At 40.9% G+C, this 16643-nt stretch carries 13 protein-coding genes and 1 pseudogene; 3 read left to right on the top strand and 11 right to left on the bottom strand.

The features are described 5' to 3' along the window. Window positions 1-29 precede the first annotated feature (29 nt). From CNQ82_RS02400 to CNQ82_RS02365, 8 genes and pseudogenes are all read right to left on the bottom strand, one after another. Complete coding sequence (locus tag CNQ82_RS02400) at window positions 30-1757, bottom strand: FTR1 family iron permease (RefSeq protein ID WP_123143923.1); 1728 nt, start codon at window positions 1755-1757, stop codon at window positions 30-32. Continuing rightward, complete coding sequence (gene efeB, locus CNQ82_RS02395) at window positions 1738-2961, bottom strand: iron uptake transporter deferrochelatase/peroxidase subunit (protein WP_123143922.1); 1224 nt, start codon at window positions 2959-2961, stop codon at window positions 1738-1740. The genes CNQ82_RS02400 and efeB overlap by 20 nt, the downstream gene beginning before the upstream one ends. After that, window positions 2958-3815, bottom strand: coding sequence for an iron uptake system protein EfeO (efeO, locus tag CNQ82_RS02390; protein ID WP_123143921.1), 858 nt, complete (start codon window positions 3813-3815; stop codon window positions 2958-2960). Before efeO ends, efeB begins: the two co-directional genes overlap by 4 nt. 274 nt (window positions 3816-4089) lie before the next feature. Continuing rightward, the gene (locus CNQ82_RS02385) at window positions 4090-5544 is read right to left on the bottom strand and encodes an MDR family MFS transporter (RefSeq protein ID WP_123143920.1); all 1455 of its coding nucleotides are present in this window, start codon (window positions 5542-5544) and stop codon (window positions 4090-4092) included. An 851-nt stretch (window positions 5545-6395) separates the two neighbouring features. Further along, window positions 6396-8008 (bottom strand): annotated as a pseudogene (locus CNQ82_RS02380) (FMN-binding glutamate synthase family protein). 343 nt (window positions 8009-8351) lie between these two features. Then, window positions 8352-9341, bottom strand: coding sequence for a YjiH family protein (locus tag CNQ82_RS02375; RefSeq protein ID WP_240624912.1), 990 nt, complete (start codon window positions 9339-9341; stop codon window positions 8352-8354). Then, window positions 9338-9682 (bottom strand): hypothetical protein, encoded by a 345-nt coding sequence (locus CNQ82_RS13260; protein ID WP_123143919.1) that lies wholly within the window; start codon window positions 9680-9682, stop codon window positions 9338-9340. Before CNQ82_RS13260 ends, CNQ82_RS02375 begins: the two co-directional genes overlap by 4 nt. Before the next feature lie 37 nt (window positions 9683-9719). Next, the gene (locus CNQ82_RS02365; RefSeq protein WP_123143918.1) at window positions 9720-10403 is read right to left on the bottom strand and encodes a flavin reductase family protein; all 684 of its coding nucleotides are present in this window, start codon (window positions 10401-10403) and stop codon (window positions 9720-9722) included. Window positions 10404-10624: 221 nt separating this feature from the next. Here CNQ82_RS02365 and CNQ82_RS02360 point away from each other — a divergent pair, with 221 nt between their 5' ends. Beyond that, on the top strand, window positions 10625-11329 hold the full coding sequence (locus tag CNQ82_RS02360) for an SDR family oxidoreductase (protein ID WP_123143917.1): 705 nt from the start codon (window positions 10625-10627) through the stop codon (window positions 11327-11329). A gap of 122 nt (window positions 11330-11451) precedes the next feature. On the opposite strand, the gene CNQ82_RS02355 is transcribed toward CNQ82_RS02360, so the two are convergent. Further along, window positions 11452-11637: a hypothetical protein gene (locus CNQ82_RS02355; protein ID WP_095103078.1), complete on the bottom strand. Its 186-nt coding sequence runs from the start codon at window positions 11635-11637 to the stop codon at window positions 11452-11454. Window positions 11638-11777: 140 nt separating this feature from the next. Between CNQ82_RS02355 and CNQ82_RS02350 the strand changes: the two genes are divergently transcribed. After that, window positions 11778-12932 (top strand): hypothetical protein, encoded by a 1155-nt coding sequence (locus CNQ82_RS02350; RefSeq protein ID WP_123143916.1) that lies wholly within the window; start codon window positions 11778-11780, stop codon window positions 12930-12932. A gap of 649 nt (window positions 12933-13581) precedes the next feature. Here the strand turns inward: CNQ82_RS02350 and CNQ82_RS02345 are convergent. Beyond that, entirely contained in the window at window positions 13582-14127 is a 546-nt protein-coding gene (locus tag CNQ82_RS02345) for a hypothetical protein (protein ID WP_164711931.1), read from the bottom strand. A 186-nt stretch (window positions 14128-14313) separates the two neighbouring features. After that, the gene (locus CNQ82_RS02340) at window positions 14314-15303 is read right to left on the bottom strand and encodes a hypothetical protein (RefSeq protein ID WP_123143914.1); all 990 of its coding nucleotides are present in this window, start codon (window positions 15301-15303) and stop codon (window positions 14314-14316) included. A 231-nt stretch (window positions 15304-15534) separates the two neighbouring features. On the opposite strand from CNQ82_RS02340, the gene CNQ82_RS02335 reads away from it, so the two are divergent. Next, window positions 15535-16620, top strand: a complete 1086-nt coding sequence (locus CNQ82_RS02335; RefSeq protein ID WP_123143913.1) for an amidohydrolase family protein — start codon at window positions 15535-15537, stop codon at window positions 16618-16620. The last annotated feature ends 23 nt before the right edge of the window (window positions 16621-16643 follow it).

The raw sequence follows: 16643 nt of genomic DNA, 5'->3' as shown, positions 1-16643 counted from the left end.
ACAATATCATGTGTAAAACGGGTGTCTTTTTATGCTGTTTTTCTTTTATTTGAAAAATAAGTGTAGAGTGCGATTAATGCTATAAAAATAAGTTGCGGTATAATCGTTTCCCAACTTGGATAGAATCCAATCCAACTTAATGTCGGCAAATGTTCAATGCTGTGTTGTGGTACTGTGTCGAGCAATTGCATTTTCTGAATGCTGACACCGAGCATCTTAAAGGCCATGACAAAGATTAAGATAGAAAGTACTCTGAAAATGTAACGGATTGGGATGAGTTTGACGATGAAGCGGAAGAGTGCCGCAAAGATAGCGAGAATCACAAGCGCAATTCCGATACCTAATATAAAGTCTTTCACTGATACTTCGCCTATCATACCCATGTAGAATAAAATCACTTCAACGCCTTCACGCATGACGGAAATTAAACCGATTAAGCCTAACAAGGCTAGACTGCGATTGTTGGCTGCCTTATCATACATAGATTGCATCATTTGATTCCATCGTTGTGCATTGGATTTATTGTGCATCCAGATACCTACCGCGAACATCAAGATTACAGCTACGATACCTAATACCGCTTCCATACCTTCACGCAAGATACCGCTGTTGCCAAGTGTTTGTATAAAGACAAATGCCAGTATTAAACTCAATACTAAACCGAGCAAGGCGCCTCCTATGACACTTGACGTGCCTTTTTTATCTCCAGACTGACGTGTCATGGTAACTAAAGCCATGACAATCAATAAGACTTCTAGACCTTCACGCAAGAAGATAATCATGACATCGATCGCATTATAACCTGATTTGCCGACAGTGTCTTTGATATCCTTATTAATATCAGACAGCCCGTCTTTCACACGATCTTTGTTTGAATTATCTAGAATACTTTGATAGTAAGGGATTTTATCTTCAATTGTTGTATATAAACTGCCGTTCTTAGTTTGAATCTTACCTTCTACATACGGCCAAACTTGAATGAATTTCCCTAACGCTGCATCTGCTTTATCTAAATCATTATCATCAATCGCTTGAATGGCTTTATCCAGTTCGTCATTCAATTGCGTCACATGATATTGACCTTTAGCATCTGTAGATTGTTTCTTGTTGACATTATCAACACCAGATTTGAAAGTTTGCCATGCTGTTTCTACTTTTTGCGGTTTCAAAGGTTCCTTTTCCACAGCTACACGCAATTGCATTAACGCCACTTCAATTTGACCATATTTATCCGCATCATAATTTCGGATAACCGTTTCATTACTGGTCCAAATTTGATTCAATTGTGCATTCAGGGCTTTCAACTGCGTTTGATCCTTGGCTTTGATGGCATCTTTCATTGCTTGATCTTTACCGTCAACCGCATCTTGTAATTTTTTTATTTCAGCGCCTGAGTTGCCGCTAGCTTGCGCATTTTCATAAGCAATCAAGGCTTTCGTCAAATCAGACATGTCTTCTGCTTTCTTCTGGTCAGAAGGTGTTTTGTCTAGCGTTTTCACTTCATTTTTGACTTTCTTGCCTGCTTTGCTGTCATTAATTTTTAGCTTGTCAATCTCAGTTTTCACCTTATCCACGGCTGCTTTTTTATCCGCTTCTGACTTCCCTTTATCATTCAACGTCTCTTTCGCATCAGAAATCGCAATATAAGCATCACTCATACTCGTTTCTGACGCGGCACTTACTGGTAAAGCTTTGACGGGAAAAAGAAGGCCGAGTAGTGCCAGGCAAAATGTGATTTTAACTAAATAATGTTTCACCCAGATATCCTCCCTTTTTCACCCCAGGAAGAATAAGGAAAAGTCCTGAACCTCGATGGGTGATATATTCATTCAACTTGTCTTTATGTCCTAAATGGTTCTGGATGTCGATAAATTGCTGCGGTGCTTTCTGGAAGCATAAGAAGAGCAGTCCGGTGTTCAAAGCGCCTGTCTCTTCATTCGTACCATCCATAAAATTATAAGCACGGCGTAAAATAGAAGTCTTAGCTTCTTTCGCTAAACGCGCATGGGCATCAGCTGGAATGACCGGCTGTCCTGCACTGTCTTTAGCTTTCAAGTCCATTTCATCGAACTCTTTCTTCTTGCCGAGCGGTGCACCCGAGTGACGATAACGTCCGAAAGTGGCTTCTTGTTCTTCTAAAGCTGTACGATCCCAGGTTTCGATATGAATTTGAATCTTACGCGCAATGCAATACGTCGCATTTTTAGCCCAGCCGTCGTTAATAAAGACGTAATCTTTATATTCATCGTTGCTGCGCGGGTTCACGGTGCCGTCTTTAAAGGCCATGAGATTTCTAGGGGTTTCTTTCGGCTTGCCGGACACAAAGCCTGTCTGAGACCATTTGACTTGAATCAGGTCGCGGAACGGTCGAATCAGGTTATGCACGGCGTGGAAGGCCACTTGCTGATCGTTTGCGCAGGCTTGAATCATGATGTCGCCGCCTGTGAAGGCTTTATCGAGCTGGTCGTTCGGGAAGTGCGGCAAGTCTTTGAAATCGCTTGGAATCTTGCTGGAGAGCCCGAGCTTTTTCATAAAGGATTTGCTGACACCGAATGTTAACGTAAGTTTGCTTGCACCGAGCCCGACCGCTTCTCCTGTATCTTCAGGCGGAAGCAGACTGTTCTTCGTCGATTTCCCGATTAAGGAACCGTCCATCATCTTAACGCTCATTTTCGTCCATTCTTTAAACATCTCTTTAATTGCAGCCTTGTCTTTGCTCTTCAAATCAAGGACTGCGAAATTTACATTTTTCTGCGAAGGCGTCGTAATGCCTGGCTGTACTTTCCCATAAAATTCATAGGCATCATTCTCTTTATCTTCAGGTGTATCAAACATAGATTTGAACGTGAAGATACCGCCGACACCGCTCGCTCCGATTACTGCACCTGCTCCGCCGATTCCTAACATTTTCAGAAAAGAACGACGGGATACTTCATTACCTTCATGCTTGTCTTGTGTCATTCTGTAACCACAGCCATCTTACTTAACGGTTCTCCTAACGCATTTACCGCATCAGATAACGCTTTACGGTCTTCTTTTGTGACTTTGTCATAAGACGCGTAACCGTCACCTTCTTTATATTTATCAAGTAATTTATTCACTTTATCAAAGTTCGTTTGAATCGTATCGCTTAATTTTTTATCTTTTTTCACTAAAATCGGCTTGAAGAGTTCATAGATTTTTTGTGCCCCTTCAATGTTTGCTTTGAAGTCATATAAGTCAGTGTGAGAATAAATTTCCTCTTCACCTGTAATTTTCGAAGTAGAAACTTCATTCAACAAGTCAACTGCCCCTTGCAACATCAATTTCGGCGTAATATCTAAAGTATCCGCTTTCGCATCTAATTCCTTCGCATCTTTCAACAATTGATCCGCATCTTTATCCGTTTGAGCATTCAATTGATTATCTTGATACAACGCTTTCTCAATCTTATGGTAGCCTGTCCATTCAGAATCCTTATTTTCTTCCTTCAAATCTGCTAAACGCGCATCAATCTTCGGATCTAAATCACCGAAAGCTTCCGCAACCGGCTCAGAACGTTCATAATACATACGCACTTTCGGATACAATTCCTTCGCTTTCTCAGCATCTTTATCTTTAACCGCTTTTGTGAAGTCCTCAGTACCTTTCAAGAATTCGTCCAACTGTTTGTCAGTATACTTTTTATATTCATTAGTCGCATGCTTTAGTTCTTTTTTATTTTCAGAAGAAGACTTAGAATCTGCTTCCTTTTTATCCTTCGAATCACTGCTGCCATTACCGCACCCTGCTAATAAAATCGACGTCGCCAATAAAACTGATGTTACCTTTTTCATATCGTCACCTCTTGTTTTCTCTCAAATTCCTAATTTATTCTTTACAAATGAAATTGATAATCGTTATCAATATAATTATAAGTTGCGGCTTAGAGGGTGTCAATATAATTTAAAATTGATTTTAATCTATTGCTTTTTTAAATTCCTTTCGGAAAAGAAGGCTTTGGAAAGGTGGGTGGATGCTTGTGAGAAACACATATTTAAACACCCCAAACGTTGAAGGGATAAGTTCAACATTTGGGGTGTGTTATATAGGAAGGGTTGCGTACAAATATTAGGCGTTATCTTCAACATAAGCCGATTTCCGGGCTTTCTTTTTGCTTTTCAGCAAGAAGACACTGAAGAACGCGATAATTGCAATAATGAAGGTAAACCAGAAGGCAGCATGGTACCCATTCAGCATAGCGTCTCGGGCGATGTTTGCTTTAATTGCTTTGGGAGCCAATCCTTTGTAATCTGCCATATCCGGTTTAAAGATTTTCGCGTAATGGCTCATGATGGTAAAGAGGATAGCTGTTCCGATTGAAGCGGAAATTTGTTGCACAGTGTTGGTCATCGAGGACCCGTGTGCATTCATCTGGTGCGACAACTGGTTCATGGTATGTGTCATCAATGGCATCAAGCCGAGTGCAATCCCAATCATACGGATCGCATATACTGTCGACAGCATGGCGGTGGATGTGTGTTCATCCATAAAGACGAAATAGGATGTCGTAATGACGACAATGCCCATACCGATGAAGGCGAGGCTTTTCGCTCCGAATTTTTCAAAAAGCAAACCTGAGAAGACGGACATGAAGCCCATCACGATGGCGCCAGGTAATAGTGTCAAGCCAGATTCTAAAGCTGGTTTGCCCATGATGTTCTGCACGAAAATCGGCAAGACGGTTTCTGAGCCGATCATGGCAATCATCGTCAGTGCCATGATTAAAATGCCGACTGCGAACTGACCTTCTTTAAAGACGCGAAAGTCGAGTAAAGGTGTTGCGAGACGCGTTTGGCGGAAAATAAAGAGACTGACTAAAATCAAGCCGCCGATAATGGTTGTCAGGACAATCGGGTCATTCCAGCCATCGCGTGAAATTGAGCTCGTACCGTATAGGAGACCGCCGAATCCTAGCACTGAGAAAATAATGGAAAGGAGATCAATCGGTACTTTGCGTGTCGTGCCGACATTTTTAATAAATTTCAAGCTGAGCAAGAAAGTGATGGCGGCAATCGGTGTCACGACGTGGAAGAGTGAGCGCCAATTATAGTATTCAACGAGATATCCGGATAAAGTCGGCCCGATTGCTGGTGCTAAGCCGATTACTAATCCGAAGATTCCCATATATTTTCCACGTTCATGCGGTTCGAATATATCGAGGATGGTCGTCATCATCAATGGCATCATGATACCTGAACCTAATGCTTGAACCACACGTGCGATGAGCAAGATAGTGAAGTTCGGGCTGAAGCCAGCAACTACTGTGCCAATTAAAAATATCAGAATCGCCGTCAAGAAGACTTGGCGTGTGCTGTAACGTTGGATGATCATGGCTGAGAGCGGAATCACTACGCCGTTTGTCAGCAAGAAGGCCGTCGTCAGCCATTGCACTTGCGTATATTCAATATGAAAATCTTTCATAATGCTGGGGAGTGCGGTTGCCAGTAAGGTCTCATTCAGTAAGCCGAAGAAACCGCCGAGCAGCATCGTAACAATCATAATTAATTTAGATTTTAGTGACATGGGTCATCTCCTTTATAATGCATGCTTTATTATCGTTTCTCTTTTTTAGACGTCCCCTATCATACCATAGGATAAATGTAGAGCGCTTTAAGTTTGTTTGTGAATTGCGTTAAAGGTTGGGGCGTGTGGATGATGCGGGCGTGTGGGGAGCGAATCTAGACACTAGTTGGCGAGAAGTGTCTAGAAAAGGGCGGAATCTGGACATAAGTTTACGAGAAGTGTCTAGATAACACCACTTTCTAGACACTGGTTTTCGAGTTATGTCTAAATAACGCCGCTTTCTAGACACTAGTTTTCGAGTTGTGTCTAGAAAAGCAAGATATTGGCCAAGTTCACTCAATTCTTGGCCAATATATTCGTTTATTGGACACGTTCGCTCAATTCTTGGCCAATATATTCGTTTATTGGACATGTTCGCTCCTATCTTGGCCAATATATCCATTTATTGGACACGTTGACTCCCATCTTGGCCAATATATCCGTTTATTGGACACGTTCAACTCATTCTTGGCCAATATATCTGTTTATTGGACACGTTGACTCCCATCTTGGCCGATATATCCGTTTATTGGACACGTCCACTTCCATCTTGTCCAATATACCCTTTTGAGGCCTGGAAATATTCATATCAATACTGAATATAAATCTCAATTCCTGAGCTGGCAGTAGCTATCTGAACAGAAAATGCGCTTGTTCCAAGCTTTTTTCTATTCTAGTTAGCCTTGCCGGGGCAGAACGACGAAATAATTTTAATCGAAAATTATTTCTGTTCTGCTCCCCCCACACAAAAAAGCTATGAAAGAATCTGTATTAATAGATTCCTTCATAGCTAACCTCACTAAGTTCTCTTTTTAAGAAGCAGTATCTCTTTGACGTTCTGCTTCGCGTCCCGTCTCAATCAGTTTCAATTTATAGTCGCCAATGGTACGCAAACCGCCGCCTTCTTTTATAATGACATGGTTTTGCGAAATTTCTGTCGGGCTTTCCACACCGACTGCAGCTGCCAGGTTGAACAAACCTTCATGCATGCTGGTAATATAATTGGTAACACGATAATTTTTCTCGTCGACAATCAAACCTTTTTCTAACTTAGGATTTGTAGTGGCTACGCCGACAGGACAAGTGTTCATATGGCATTGCTGACTCATAATGCAGCCCACACTAATCATCATACCGCGCGCCACGTTGACTAAATCCGCGCCCAATCCAAGCGCAATCGCCACTTTATCAGGTGTGACCAACTTACCAGAAGCGAAGATTTTAACATGATCACGGATGCCATATTTTTCCAGCATTCCAGAAACAATCGGCAAGGCAGTAAATAACGGTAGGCCGACGCCATCTTGCAATTCTTGGAAAGTTGCGCCAGTACCGCCTTCACCGCCGTCCACTGTGATGAAGTTCGGATATTCATTACGTTCGGCCATCGTTTTCACCAATTTTTCTATTTCAGCCACCTTGCTGACTACGATTTTGAAGCCGACTGGTTTTTGGCCCATTTCTTGCAACTGCGTCACGAAATCAAGCAAGTCATCATTATTATGGATAAATTCGAAGCGGTTCGGTGAATTAATCGTTTTGCCCGGTTCCACATGACGAATATTCGCGATTTCTTCCGTCACTTTCTCGCCTTCCATATGGCCACCGCGCGTTTTCGCACCTTGTGCCAACTTAATTTCGAAAGCTCTCACCTGGTCTCTTTTTGCCAAAGTCTTGAAAGCCTTAGGGTCAAATTTCGCATCAGCTGTGCGGACACCAAATAACCCGGGGCCAATTTGGAAAATGATATTGCCGCCGCCCTTCAAGTGATGATTGGACAAACCGCCCTCACCGGTATTCATCCAAGTTCCTGCGCGTCCTAAACCAATAGACAACGCAGTAATCGCATTTCCGCCGAGCGCACCATAACTCATGCCCGATTGCCCGACCAAACGCTTCACTTTAAAAGGATGTTCTAAATTCTCGCCAAGCACCACCGCATCCTCGTCAGACAAATAAAACGGATCCACTTTGTCCTCAACACGATGCTCATCACGATCAAACAAACGCTCATTATCAATCTTATAAACAAACGTCGAAATCATGCCCGTTTGATCAATACGCAACTCCGCCGCTTGCTTCGGAAACATCGTATTCTGGATATAAAATCCATCCTCATAATCATACTCCGTTCCGTAACTCGCCATACGCGACTTATACTTGCCCGCCTTCACAATACTCGTATACTGGCTCCGCGAAAACGGCTTGCCCTTCGTATCATCAGAATACAAATACTGACGCAACTCCGGTCCAATCTTTTCAAAAAAGTAACGCACCCGTGCCAACACCGGATAATTGCGCAGCACACTATGTTGCTTCTGTCTCTTATCCTTGAACAACAAGACCAGCGCCGTAATAATAACCGCAAACAGCGCGCCACTAAAATAATATTAATAATAAATTGAAGAATCGTAAGCACAATCATATCAGACTCCCCTTTCTCTCTAATGTCCGTATTATGTAGCGGCCCACAACCGCTGAACACGCATACAATTCCACTATAATTCAATTGTACGACAAAATTGGAAGCGTTTCATCCTCTAGTGCGCTTTTCTCGGAAAAGAAAGCCTTGGAGAGCGGGAGAGATGGGAAGAGTGCGTGAAACAGGGGAGTGTGGCGAGGGTAATATAGTGCGGCGGTGCTGTTAGTTAAGTGGATATGCCGCTTATAATGGCAAAACTCACCAGCAATTTTCAGACCTGTTATCTCATATTACAAATACAAAAGGCGCTGAGAAATTCATTCATTTCCCAGCACCTCTCTATTTTTCAAAAAATAAGATATGCGATTGGTGTCACAATCAACAAGCTCAAAATCGTACGTTCGAACCAGATAACAATCAAGTCACGTACTTTCAACGGAATATCCGTCGAAAGCATACTCGGTACGCTAGCCGAGAAGAAGATAATTGTCGACACTGATACGACTGCAATAATAAACTTTGTGGCTATCGCTGCTTTGATTACAATTAAAGATGGCAAGAACATTTCCGTTATGCCGATTGCCAAACCTTTTGCAGCTAAGAAACTATCCGGTATGCGCAAAGCCCAAGTGAATGGATAGAAAATATACGCAAAGTAATCGAATATCGGTGTATATTCTGACAGCAACAAGCAAATCAAACCGATAGATAGAATGGACGGCAGGATACTCATTGTCATCACAATACTATCTTTAAAGTTAATCCAGATGTTGCGCAGAATACTTGGCGATGTTTCTACGGCTTCCATCGCTTTTCTCCATGCATAGCGGAATTTTTCTTTTCCTTTTAAATGGCTGATATCTTCCTCTTCAAAGGGTTCATCGTAATATTCTTCGCTGATTTGTTTAATCGGCCAGATGCGCACGGTAATAGCAGTCACCGCCGCCGTCACAAATAATGTTACGAAGAAGTATAAATTCCACACATCCATTAATTTCAAAGTCTTAGCAATGACAATCATGAAAGCTACCGTTACAGTTGAAAAACCTGTCGCAATAATCACTGCTTGTTTTTTCGAAAATTTACCTTCCTTATATTCTTTGTTCGTAATCAGCAGACCGACTGCAAAACTAGCGACAAAGGAAGCGAGTGCATTTACAGCAGAGCGTCCAGGCGTCCGCCAAATCGGATACATCACTTTTTGTGCATAAACTCCGACAAATTCCAGCAAGCCGTAACCAACCAGCAAGGCTAGCAAAGCACCCCCGACCGGCACGGTAATACCGACTGGAATCACGAGATAGTTAAAGACATAGTGTCCCGTATGTTCATTCAATAACCATGCAGGGCCGATATTGAAAAATAATAAAATCCAATAAAGACACCTAATACTTTAGAGATGGTAAACAGCAATTCCGTCGTATTCCTCTTCCAGGTCCCCTTAACGAACGGATATACTCCACCTGCAATAATGACTGCCATAATCGCTAACTTAGCAATAAATGGAATAGTCGTTTGAATCAGCGTCACTACATGATCCAGCATAATAGATGACGTCCCATTAATCGTCACCGGTACGAAAAAGACAAAAATTCCTAATGCGCTGCAAATAAAGAACTTCAGAATACTTGATTTTTTAGTCTCTTGTGACAAGTTTCTTTCAACTTCTTTAATCATTTACACCATCCCCTTAATGGTGGCAAACTTTCAAGCGCTATTCAGATTTATTATCGAAATTGCGTCCCTCAAGACCTGCCAATTCTTCTTTTGAAGCTGCTGGAGCTTTCATTTCAAAGATTTCGTCCACAACGGTGTAATCATAATATCCTAGGCGGGCAATCGGACGAATGGATTTAATATCTAACTTTCCATTGTCTAAGATGACTTTATCATCGATGTGTACTTGTGCTACACGGCCAATCACGATATCTACAGTAGAAACCGGGTCCCCTGTCGGAATACGTACAGTTTGTACATATTCGCACTCGAAATGTACAGGTGATTCTTTAACGCGATGGCCAGGCGCTTCGATACATTTTTCTTTCGTTACACCAGCAAATTCAAATTCATCTTCTTCTGGCGGCAAAGCTTTGGAAGATAAATTAACCGCTTCTCTCAAATCATACGTTGCCATGTTCCATACGAACCACCCTGTCTTTTCAGCATTCACAACGGTATCTTTACGGTCATGGTCGCCTAATACGGATTGGTTGGCCGCAAACATCACCATTGGCGGATCCCAAGTCAGGTTTTGATATTGGCTATAAGGCGCCAAATTATCTTCGCCATTTTCTGAAATCGTTGAAATCCAGCCGATCGGTCTAGGTACTGTGCTGCTCTTAAATGGGTCGTGCGGTAACCCGTGGCTGCGAATCCCTTGTTTTGGTGAATATTCCATAATAAAAATCTCCTCTCAAATTTAAGCTTATATTAATTTTACAATTTTAATAATTTTCAGTCTATTATTTTAAAGTAATCAACTCATAGCTTCAAACTATAAAGTGGTAATTTTTTGTGAACTTATCTTTAAAAAAACTTCCTTGGCAGGCTGATTGCATTACTAAAAAAGGGAATATGTTAATGTAGAAGTAAATCATAAATGTGAAAGGCGGAATATGCATGACTGAAATTTATAAAAAGGTAGCCATCATTACCGGTGCCAGCAGCGGAATCGGGAAAGCCATCGCTTTAAAATTAGCCAACGAAGGCGCAACTGTCGTATTAGTAGCGCGCAGTGAAGAAAAATTAGAAGCTGTTTCTACTGAATTGCGCAAAGCGGGCGCGAAACATTTTGATATTATGTCGGCAGATGTTACTCAGCGCGAGGAAGTGGAACGCGTGGTAAAACAAACGATTGAACAATTCGGCCAAGTCGATATCTTAGTCAATAGCGCCGGCCAAATGAAATCTTCGAAAATTACTGACGGGGACGTTGAAGCTTGGGATGATATGATTGACGTCAATGTGAAAGGTTTATTGTATGCCATCAATGCTGTAATGCCCCATTTCCAACAGCAGTCCAGCGGCCATATCTTCAACATTGCATCCATTTCAGGCTTTGAAGTGACTAAAGGCAGTGCCATCTACAGTGCTACGAAGACAGCGGTACACGCGATTACACAAGGTTTGGAAAAGGAACTCGCGAAAACAGGTATCCGAGCGACAAGTATTTCACCCGGCATGGTAGACACCGAAATGACGAGCCATTATCAACCGGAAGACCGTAAGAAATTAGAACCTAAAGATATTGCCAACGCTGTGGTTTATGCATTTTCACAACCTGATTATGTGAATGTGAATGAAATCACGGTGCGCCCTGTTTAGCGCGCGCTTCGAAGGCGCGCAAAGTTCAAAGACCGGAGAGACTTTCGGAGGTTGAAGCTGCGAAACTTCAGCACCGTCTGTTCTTCCGGTCTTTCTTTTCCCAAAACAGCATTTGTAGTGCGCTAGGCGATAAATAGTAAGTAGTATGCGCTAAATAAAACGAGATAGATGCCTATGAAAATGCCGACGCGTGTCAACAGGAAGAGTCCTGTGCGGTCTTTGTAATGGATGTAGCGGTTGGAAATCATGTTGGTCAATAGGAAGCTGGCCAAGATGATGAGTGCAAATGCGATGGTTGACGTGTTCATATGTGTACTCCTTGTTTGCAGTATTTCTATCTATCAATTTACCATATTTCCTGATGATTTAGTGTAATTATTAGGAGGTGCGGTCTGATTAAGTTAGAATATATTATAAAGTAAATCTATTATTCATGAGGTGACCCATTTTGTATCAATTCCCAGTCGGCATTAATGGTAATAAGCTTCAACTGCTTGCGGCGATTGAAGCTTTCAATAAAGATAAGGATTTTACGCACAGTCATTCGGGAGATGTTCCTGAAGCGCAAGTGTATCGCGAGTTTGCGGCGCATATTTCTAGTACTGAGAAACAGTTGATTGAAAGTTTGATTACGTTAGAAACGAATACGCCTGCTTTACCGAAAACTCAAGCACAGGAAATGGATTATTTGATAACGACTAATTATTTATTTCCTATTGATAAGGATAGTTATTATATAGATGTGGATTTCTTAAATAAATACAATCAATATGTCTTAGATGGTGCATATCAACCTTTGACGCCGCTCGATCCTGAGGAGCAAGAAATGTTGGCGGATATGTATTTTACTGAGGAAGCACGCGAGCAATATGAACATTTATATTTGGCTGATCATTTGTCTAATTTCTATGTAAAAGATTTAAAAGAAATCTGTCGTATTTTTAAAATTAAAGGTTTTTCTAAAGGTAATGAAGATTATATTATTAATTTAATTCAGGATAAATTTATGGAGGACCCATTTGAGTTGTTTAAGCGTCTAAGTCCTGATGCGATTGGACTGATTGCTTACTTTATCATTGAGGAGCGCAATACGATTCCTTGTGACGAAATGGGCGACTTAGATTTAGAGGTCTTTATCATCGGCAAAGATAGTGCAGCACAAATTTTATATATGCCGGTAGATGTCTTTGAATACTTGCAGGAATATTTTGCCTTTAAAGGCATTGATCCCTTAGATTTAATTCCGCCTGAAGAAAGAGAAATGTATGAAGAATTGATGCAAATGAAAAAATTGCAGGCGATGACTGATCAAACACCGGAAAATGTGGATGAGGCGATTGCAGCGTTTGCGGAAGCCGGGCAAGATGAGGAAATGCGTGAAATGATTGCAGAATTAATCGGCTTTGATGAAGATGACGACAATGATCAAGTAGGCCAAATGATTGCTCAAATTATGGATGGCAAAATCAAATCAGAAGAGGATTTGGAAAAGTTGTTTAGTCAGTTTGAGGAAGAAAAAGAGGAAGCTGAGGAAAATGCGGAAACGCCGAAAAATTCGAAATCTAATAACAATGTGATTGATTTTAATCAATATCGTAAGTAAGCGAGTTGATGCGAGTGTGTGATGGTGTTTTGAGTGGGTATGTGTGAGCGAGTGAATTGGAGCGAAGTGCGGAATTTAGACACTAGTGCGGCGAAAGTGTCTAGAAAGAGACTGATTCTAGACATAACTTTTCGAGTAATGTCCAGAAAACACCTTATTCTAGACATTACTTTTTGAGAAATGTCCAGATTAGTAGGATATTGGACACGTTGCTCCCATTCTTGTCCAATATATCCATTTATTGGACACGTTGCTCTTATTCTTGGTCAATATATCCGTTTATTGGACACGTTCGCTCAATTCTTGGCCAATATATTTGTTTATTGGACACGTTGCTCTCGTTCTTGTCCAATATATCCGTTTATTGGACACGTTGACCACAATCTTGGCCAATATTCCCATCTACCGAACACATTCGCCACACCTCAATATCACAACTTGCACATTTCCCAACAATCTAATAACTCTGCACACACTAATGAAGAGGCTTGGACATTGTTTGTCCAAGCCTCCCTTTTTCTGAACTGACAGTTGCTATCTGAATAGAAAATGCGCTTGTTCCAAGCTTTTTTCTATCCTAGTTAGCTTTGTCGGGGCGGGAAGACGAAATAATTTTAATCAAAAATTATTTCTGTCCCGCTCCCCATATCTATTTTACATATTGTGCATATAAAGAAACAGTTGCTGCATCGCCATTATATACAGTTTTTACTTGTGGATTATCGATAATTTTTTGTGTCTCTGTCTTATTATAATCTGCTTTTTCCCAATCTGGACCAGAGAAGTGGCTTGGTGCATCAAATATACTGATTGTACCATCGCCGTTATCTTTATAAACAACGTGTCCTGCAGCATTTGCATTACCATTCAACGCTTTTGTTCCTTGTGGATATTTAGCTGAAGAATCTGGATTTGCTGGATTAACTGGCTGTCCTGAAACATCTCTCACATTAATTCCAAAGCCTTTAGGTACATCTTTATTTTGATAATCCGGTAATCCTGTCAACCAAACTTTGGCAATTTCTTTTTGATAAGAAGTAGTAGCTTCTGCGCCTGCTTCTGCAACATTACCTTGCGTTACTGCTTGCAATAGATTTCCGTTATCACTCGTCTTCTCGCCTTTTTCGTCTTGTCCGGATGTTGTTACAATTAATGTTGAGGCTAATACCCCAGCCGCTACATATTTGAACATCATACTGACCTCCTGTTTTATCTCGTTTGGAAAAAGTTTCGAAAACATGTTGCTTAGTAATACTATACACGCTCAGTTACAAAATATGTGTAAAATAACAAATTATTTCGAAAAAATTTCTCTTTTTAAGAGGTAGTGTGCTTCTAAATGCGGCCGCTAAGCTATTTGCTCCACTTTATTAATTTAATGTTAAACTTCATTGCCATCTGCATCATATTCCGTCACATTGCCATCAGGATCTACAACATAAGAACCCGCTAAATTGCCCTCTTTGTCATCAAACGAGAAGCCCCAACTGCCGTCACTCTTTTGTTCAGGTTCTTTATAAGTATACGTGCTCGTATCTAAATTGTGACCTTCGTACTCTTCAACTTTATCAATCACATTTTCACGAGTGACTTCTTCAGAAGAACTGCTGTCATCAGAAGATGAATCATCGCTAAAGCTGTCGGAATCTCCTCTATCAGCTTGGCTTTCCTTAGAATTATGATAAACAATGTCTTGGGAACTATGGCCACCTTCTTCTATATTAGAAGCAATTTCGTCTAATGCAGATTGATTGCCGTCATATAACTTAACTACTTTAGGGTTATTCATAATGCGTTCAGATTCACTTTGACTGAAGCTATCACTTTCTAACCATTCAGGATCATGGAAATGACTCGGAACATTATAAACATTAATCGTTCCATCGCCATTATTACTATATGTTACTAATCCTGCCGCTGTCGGAGAACCCGCTAACTTATAAGTCCCTTCTGGAAACTTAATGCTATTATCTGCATTATATGGATTAAGCACATTACCCGACACATCATAATGCGTAATAGTAGTATCATCAAATTGGCCTCTTCCTGTATCTCTATATGCTGGCAACGCCGCCGCCCATACTTTCGCTAAATACTGTGGACTGTTGGTATCTTCATTTTCAGAACTGCTGCTCTTAGAACTTTCCTTTTCCGAATCAGAATCTCTATGATTCTCCGACTTAGATTCAGAAGAAGAACTCGAACTATTATCCTCCTTCTTACTCGAATTGCTGAAGCCCGACCCATCACTCTTACTGCCCGAATCAGACTTACTCTCAGATTTCGTATCCTCACTCTTATCCCCTTGTCCACACGCCGTCAATAACAAAGTTGATGCCAGTAAACCAGCACCCAAATATCTAAACTTCATCACGTAACCTCCACTCTCTATTTATAAGCCGTTACACTTTATCTGTAGTATACACAATAGCACACAACTTTTATATCATTTATATGCTTTTGGAAAGAAAACTCCGGAAAGTACAGAACCCAAGAAAGAACCTCCAATAAGGATACTTACGTTTCAGCTTTTCTTTTTACGTGAATAGATACATATATTAGTTGCGAGTATCAATTAATTTAAAGAAAGGATGTTTTAAGTATGACTGGACAAATTGTTGATGTGCATCACCATATTATTCCTAAAATTTATAAAGATGAATTGAAAAAGGCAGGTGTCTCTAGTGCTGGCGGTTTTCCTATCAAAGACTGGACGCCTGAAGACAGTATTAAAATGATGGATGATTTGGATATCGATGTGGGCGTAACTTCGATTTCTGAGCCAGGCACGATGCCTTTGAAGAAAAAGCATGCAGCGAAAGTGGCACGTAAAGTGAATGAATACCAAGCTCAACTTAAAAGAGATTATCCAGGTCGCTTCAAAAGTTTTGCATTACTTCCAATGCCACATGTGAAAGAAAGTTTAAAAGAAATCGAGTATGCCTTAGACGTTTTAAAATTAGATGGTGTCGGACTTTATTCTAATTATGGCGAGGAATTTTTAGGAAATGATAAATTCGAAGATGTAATGAAATCACTTCATAAGAAAGATACGGTCGTGTTCATCCACCCGAGTGCGAGTGAAAAAGGATTCGTTTCTCCAGAATATATCCCGACGGATTTCATTGAAGAATTTACTTTTAATACAACACGAGCGGCTAACAATTTAATTTTGAGCGGCACGCTAGAACGCTATCCTAATATTGATTTTATTTTGGCGCATGCCGGCGGGGTCTTGCCTTACCTTGAATGGCGAATCGATGAAACGCTGAAAACGGAACAATATATTCTAGAGGATCCTCTCAACCGCGTCGACATGATTATGCGAAAAAATAAAAGCGGATTTGTGAAGACTTTCTTAAAACATCCTATTCGTTATCCGAAGATGTTCAAAAATTACGCGCATATTCTCAGACGCTGGTCCTCACTTTCTCAACCAGCTGCGTACTATATCAGAAAGTTCCATTATGATACGGCGCTTTCAACAGGCGATTCTACGTTTGCCGGTATTAAAGAAGTGACGGATGTTTCTCATTTCCACTTCGGCTCAGACGCTCATTTTGCGCCAGATAGATGGATTGCTGAAATGGAAAAAAATATTAGAGAGACCGATTATTTTGATGAAGACGAAAAACGCCAAATCTTCAGCAGAAATGCGATTGATTTGTTGAATAAACATAATCGATGAATAAATGAACGAGGACTAGGACA

It is taken from the genome of Staphylococcus debuckii (assembly GCF_003718735.1).
Lineage (GTDB): Bacteria > Bacillota > Bacilli > Staphylococcales > Staphylococcaceae > Staphylococcus > Staphylococcus debuckii.
Note: the sequence above shows the minus strand (reverse complement) of the source record. Positions and strands in the feature narration are given on the sequence as shown.

Bases quoted from the DNA above. Each gene is read 5' to 3' on its own strand.
- CNQ82_RS02385 (WP_123143920.1), bottom strand. From the start codon at position 5,544: ATGTCACTAAAATCTAAATTAATTATGATTGTTACGATGCTGCTCGGC.
- CNQ82_RS13260 (WP_123143919.1), bottom strand. From the start codon at position 9,682: ATGATTAAAGAAGTTGAAAGAAACTTGTCACAAGAGACTAAAAAATCA.
- CNQ82_RS02340 (WP_123143914.1), bottom strand. From the start codon at position 15,303: ATGAAGTTTAGATATTTGGGTGCTGGTTTACTGGCATCAACTTTGTTA.
- CNQ82_RS02365 (WP_123143918.1), bottom strand. From the start codon at position 10,403: ATGGAATATTCACCAAAACAAGGGATTCGCAGCCACGGGTTACCGCAC.
- efeO (WP_123143921.1), bottom strand. From the start codon at position 3,815: ATGAAAAAGGTAACATCAGTTTTATTGGCGACGTCGATTTTATTAGCA.
- efeB (WP_123143922.1), bottom strand. From the start codon at position 2,961: ATGACACAAGACAAGCATGAAGGTAATGAAGTATCCCGTCGTTCTTTT.
- CNQ82_RS02345 (WP_164711931.1), bottom strand. From the start codon at position 14,127: ATGATGTTCAAATATGTAGCGGCTGGGGTATTAGCCTCAACATTAATT.
- CNQ82_RS02360 (WP_123143917.1), top strand. From the start codon at position 10,625: ATGACTGAAATTTATAAAAAGGTAGCCATCATTACCGGTGCCAGCAGC.
- CNQ82_RS02355 (WP_095103078.1), bottom strand. From the start codon at position 11,637: ATGAACACGTCAACCATCGCATTTGCACTCATCATCTTGGCCAGCTTC.
- CNQ82_RS02335 (WP_123143913.1), top strand. From the start codon at position 15,535: ATGACTGGACAAATTGTTGATGTGCATCACCATATTATTCCTAAAATT.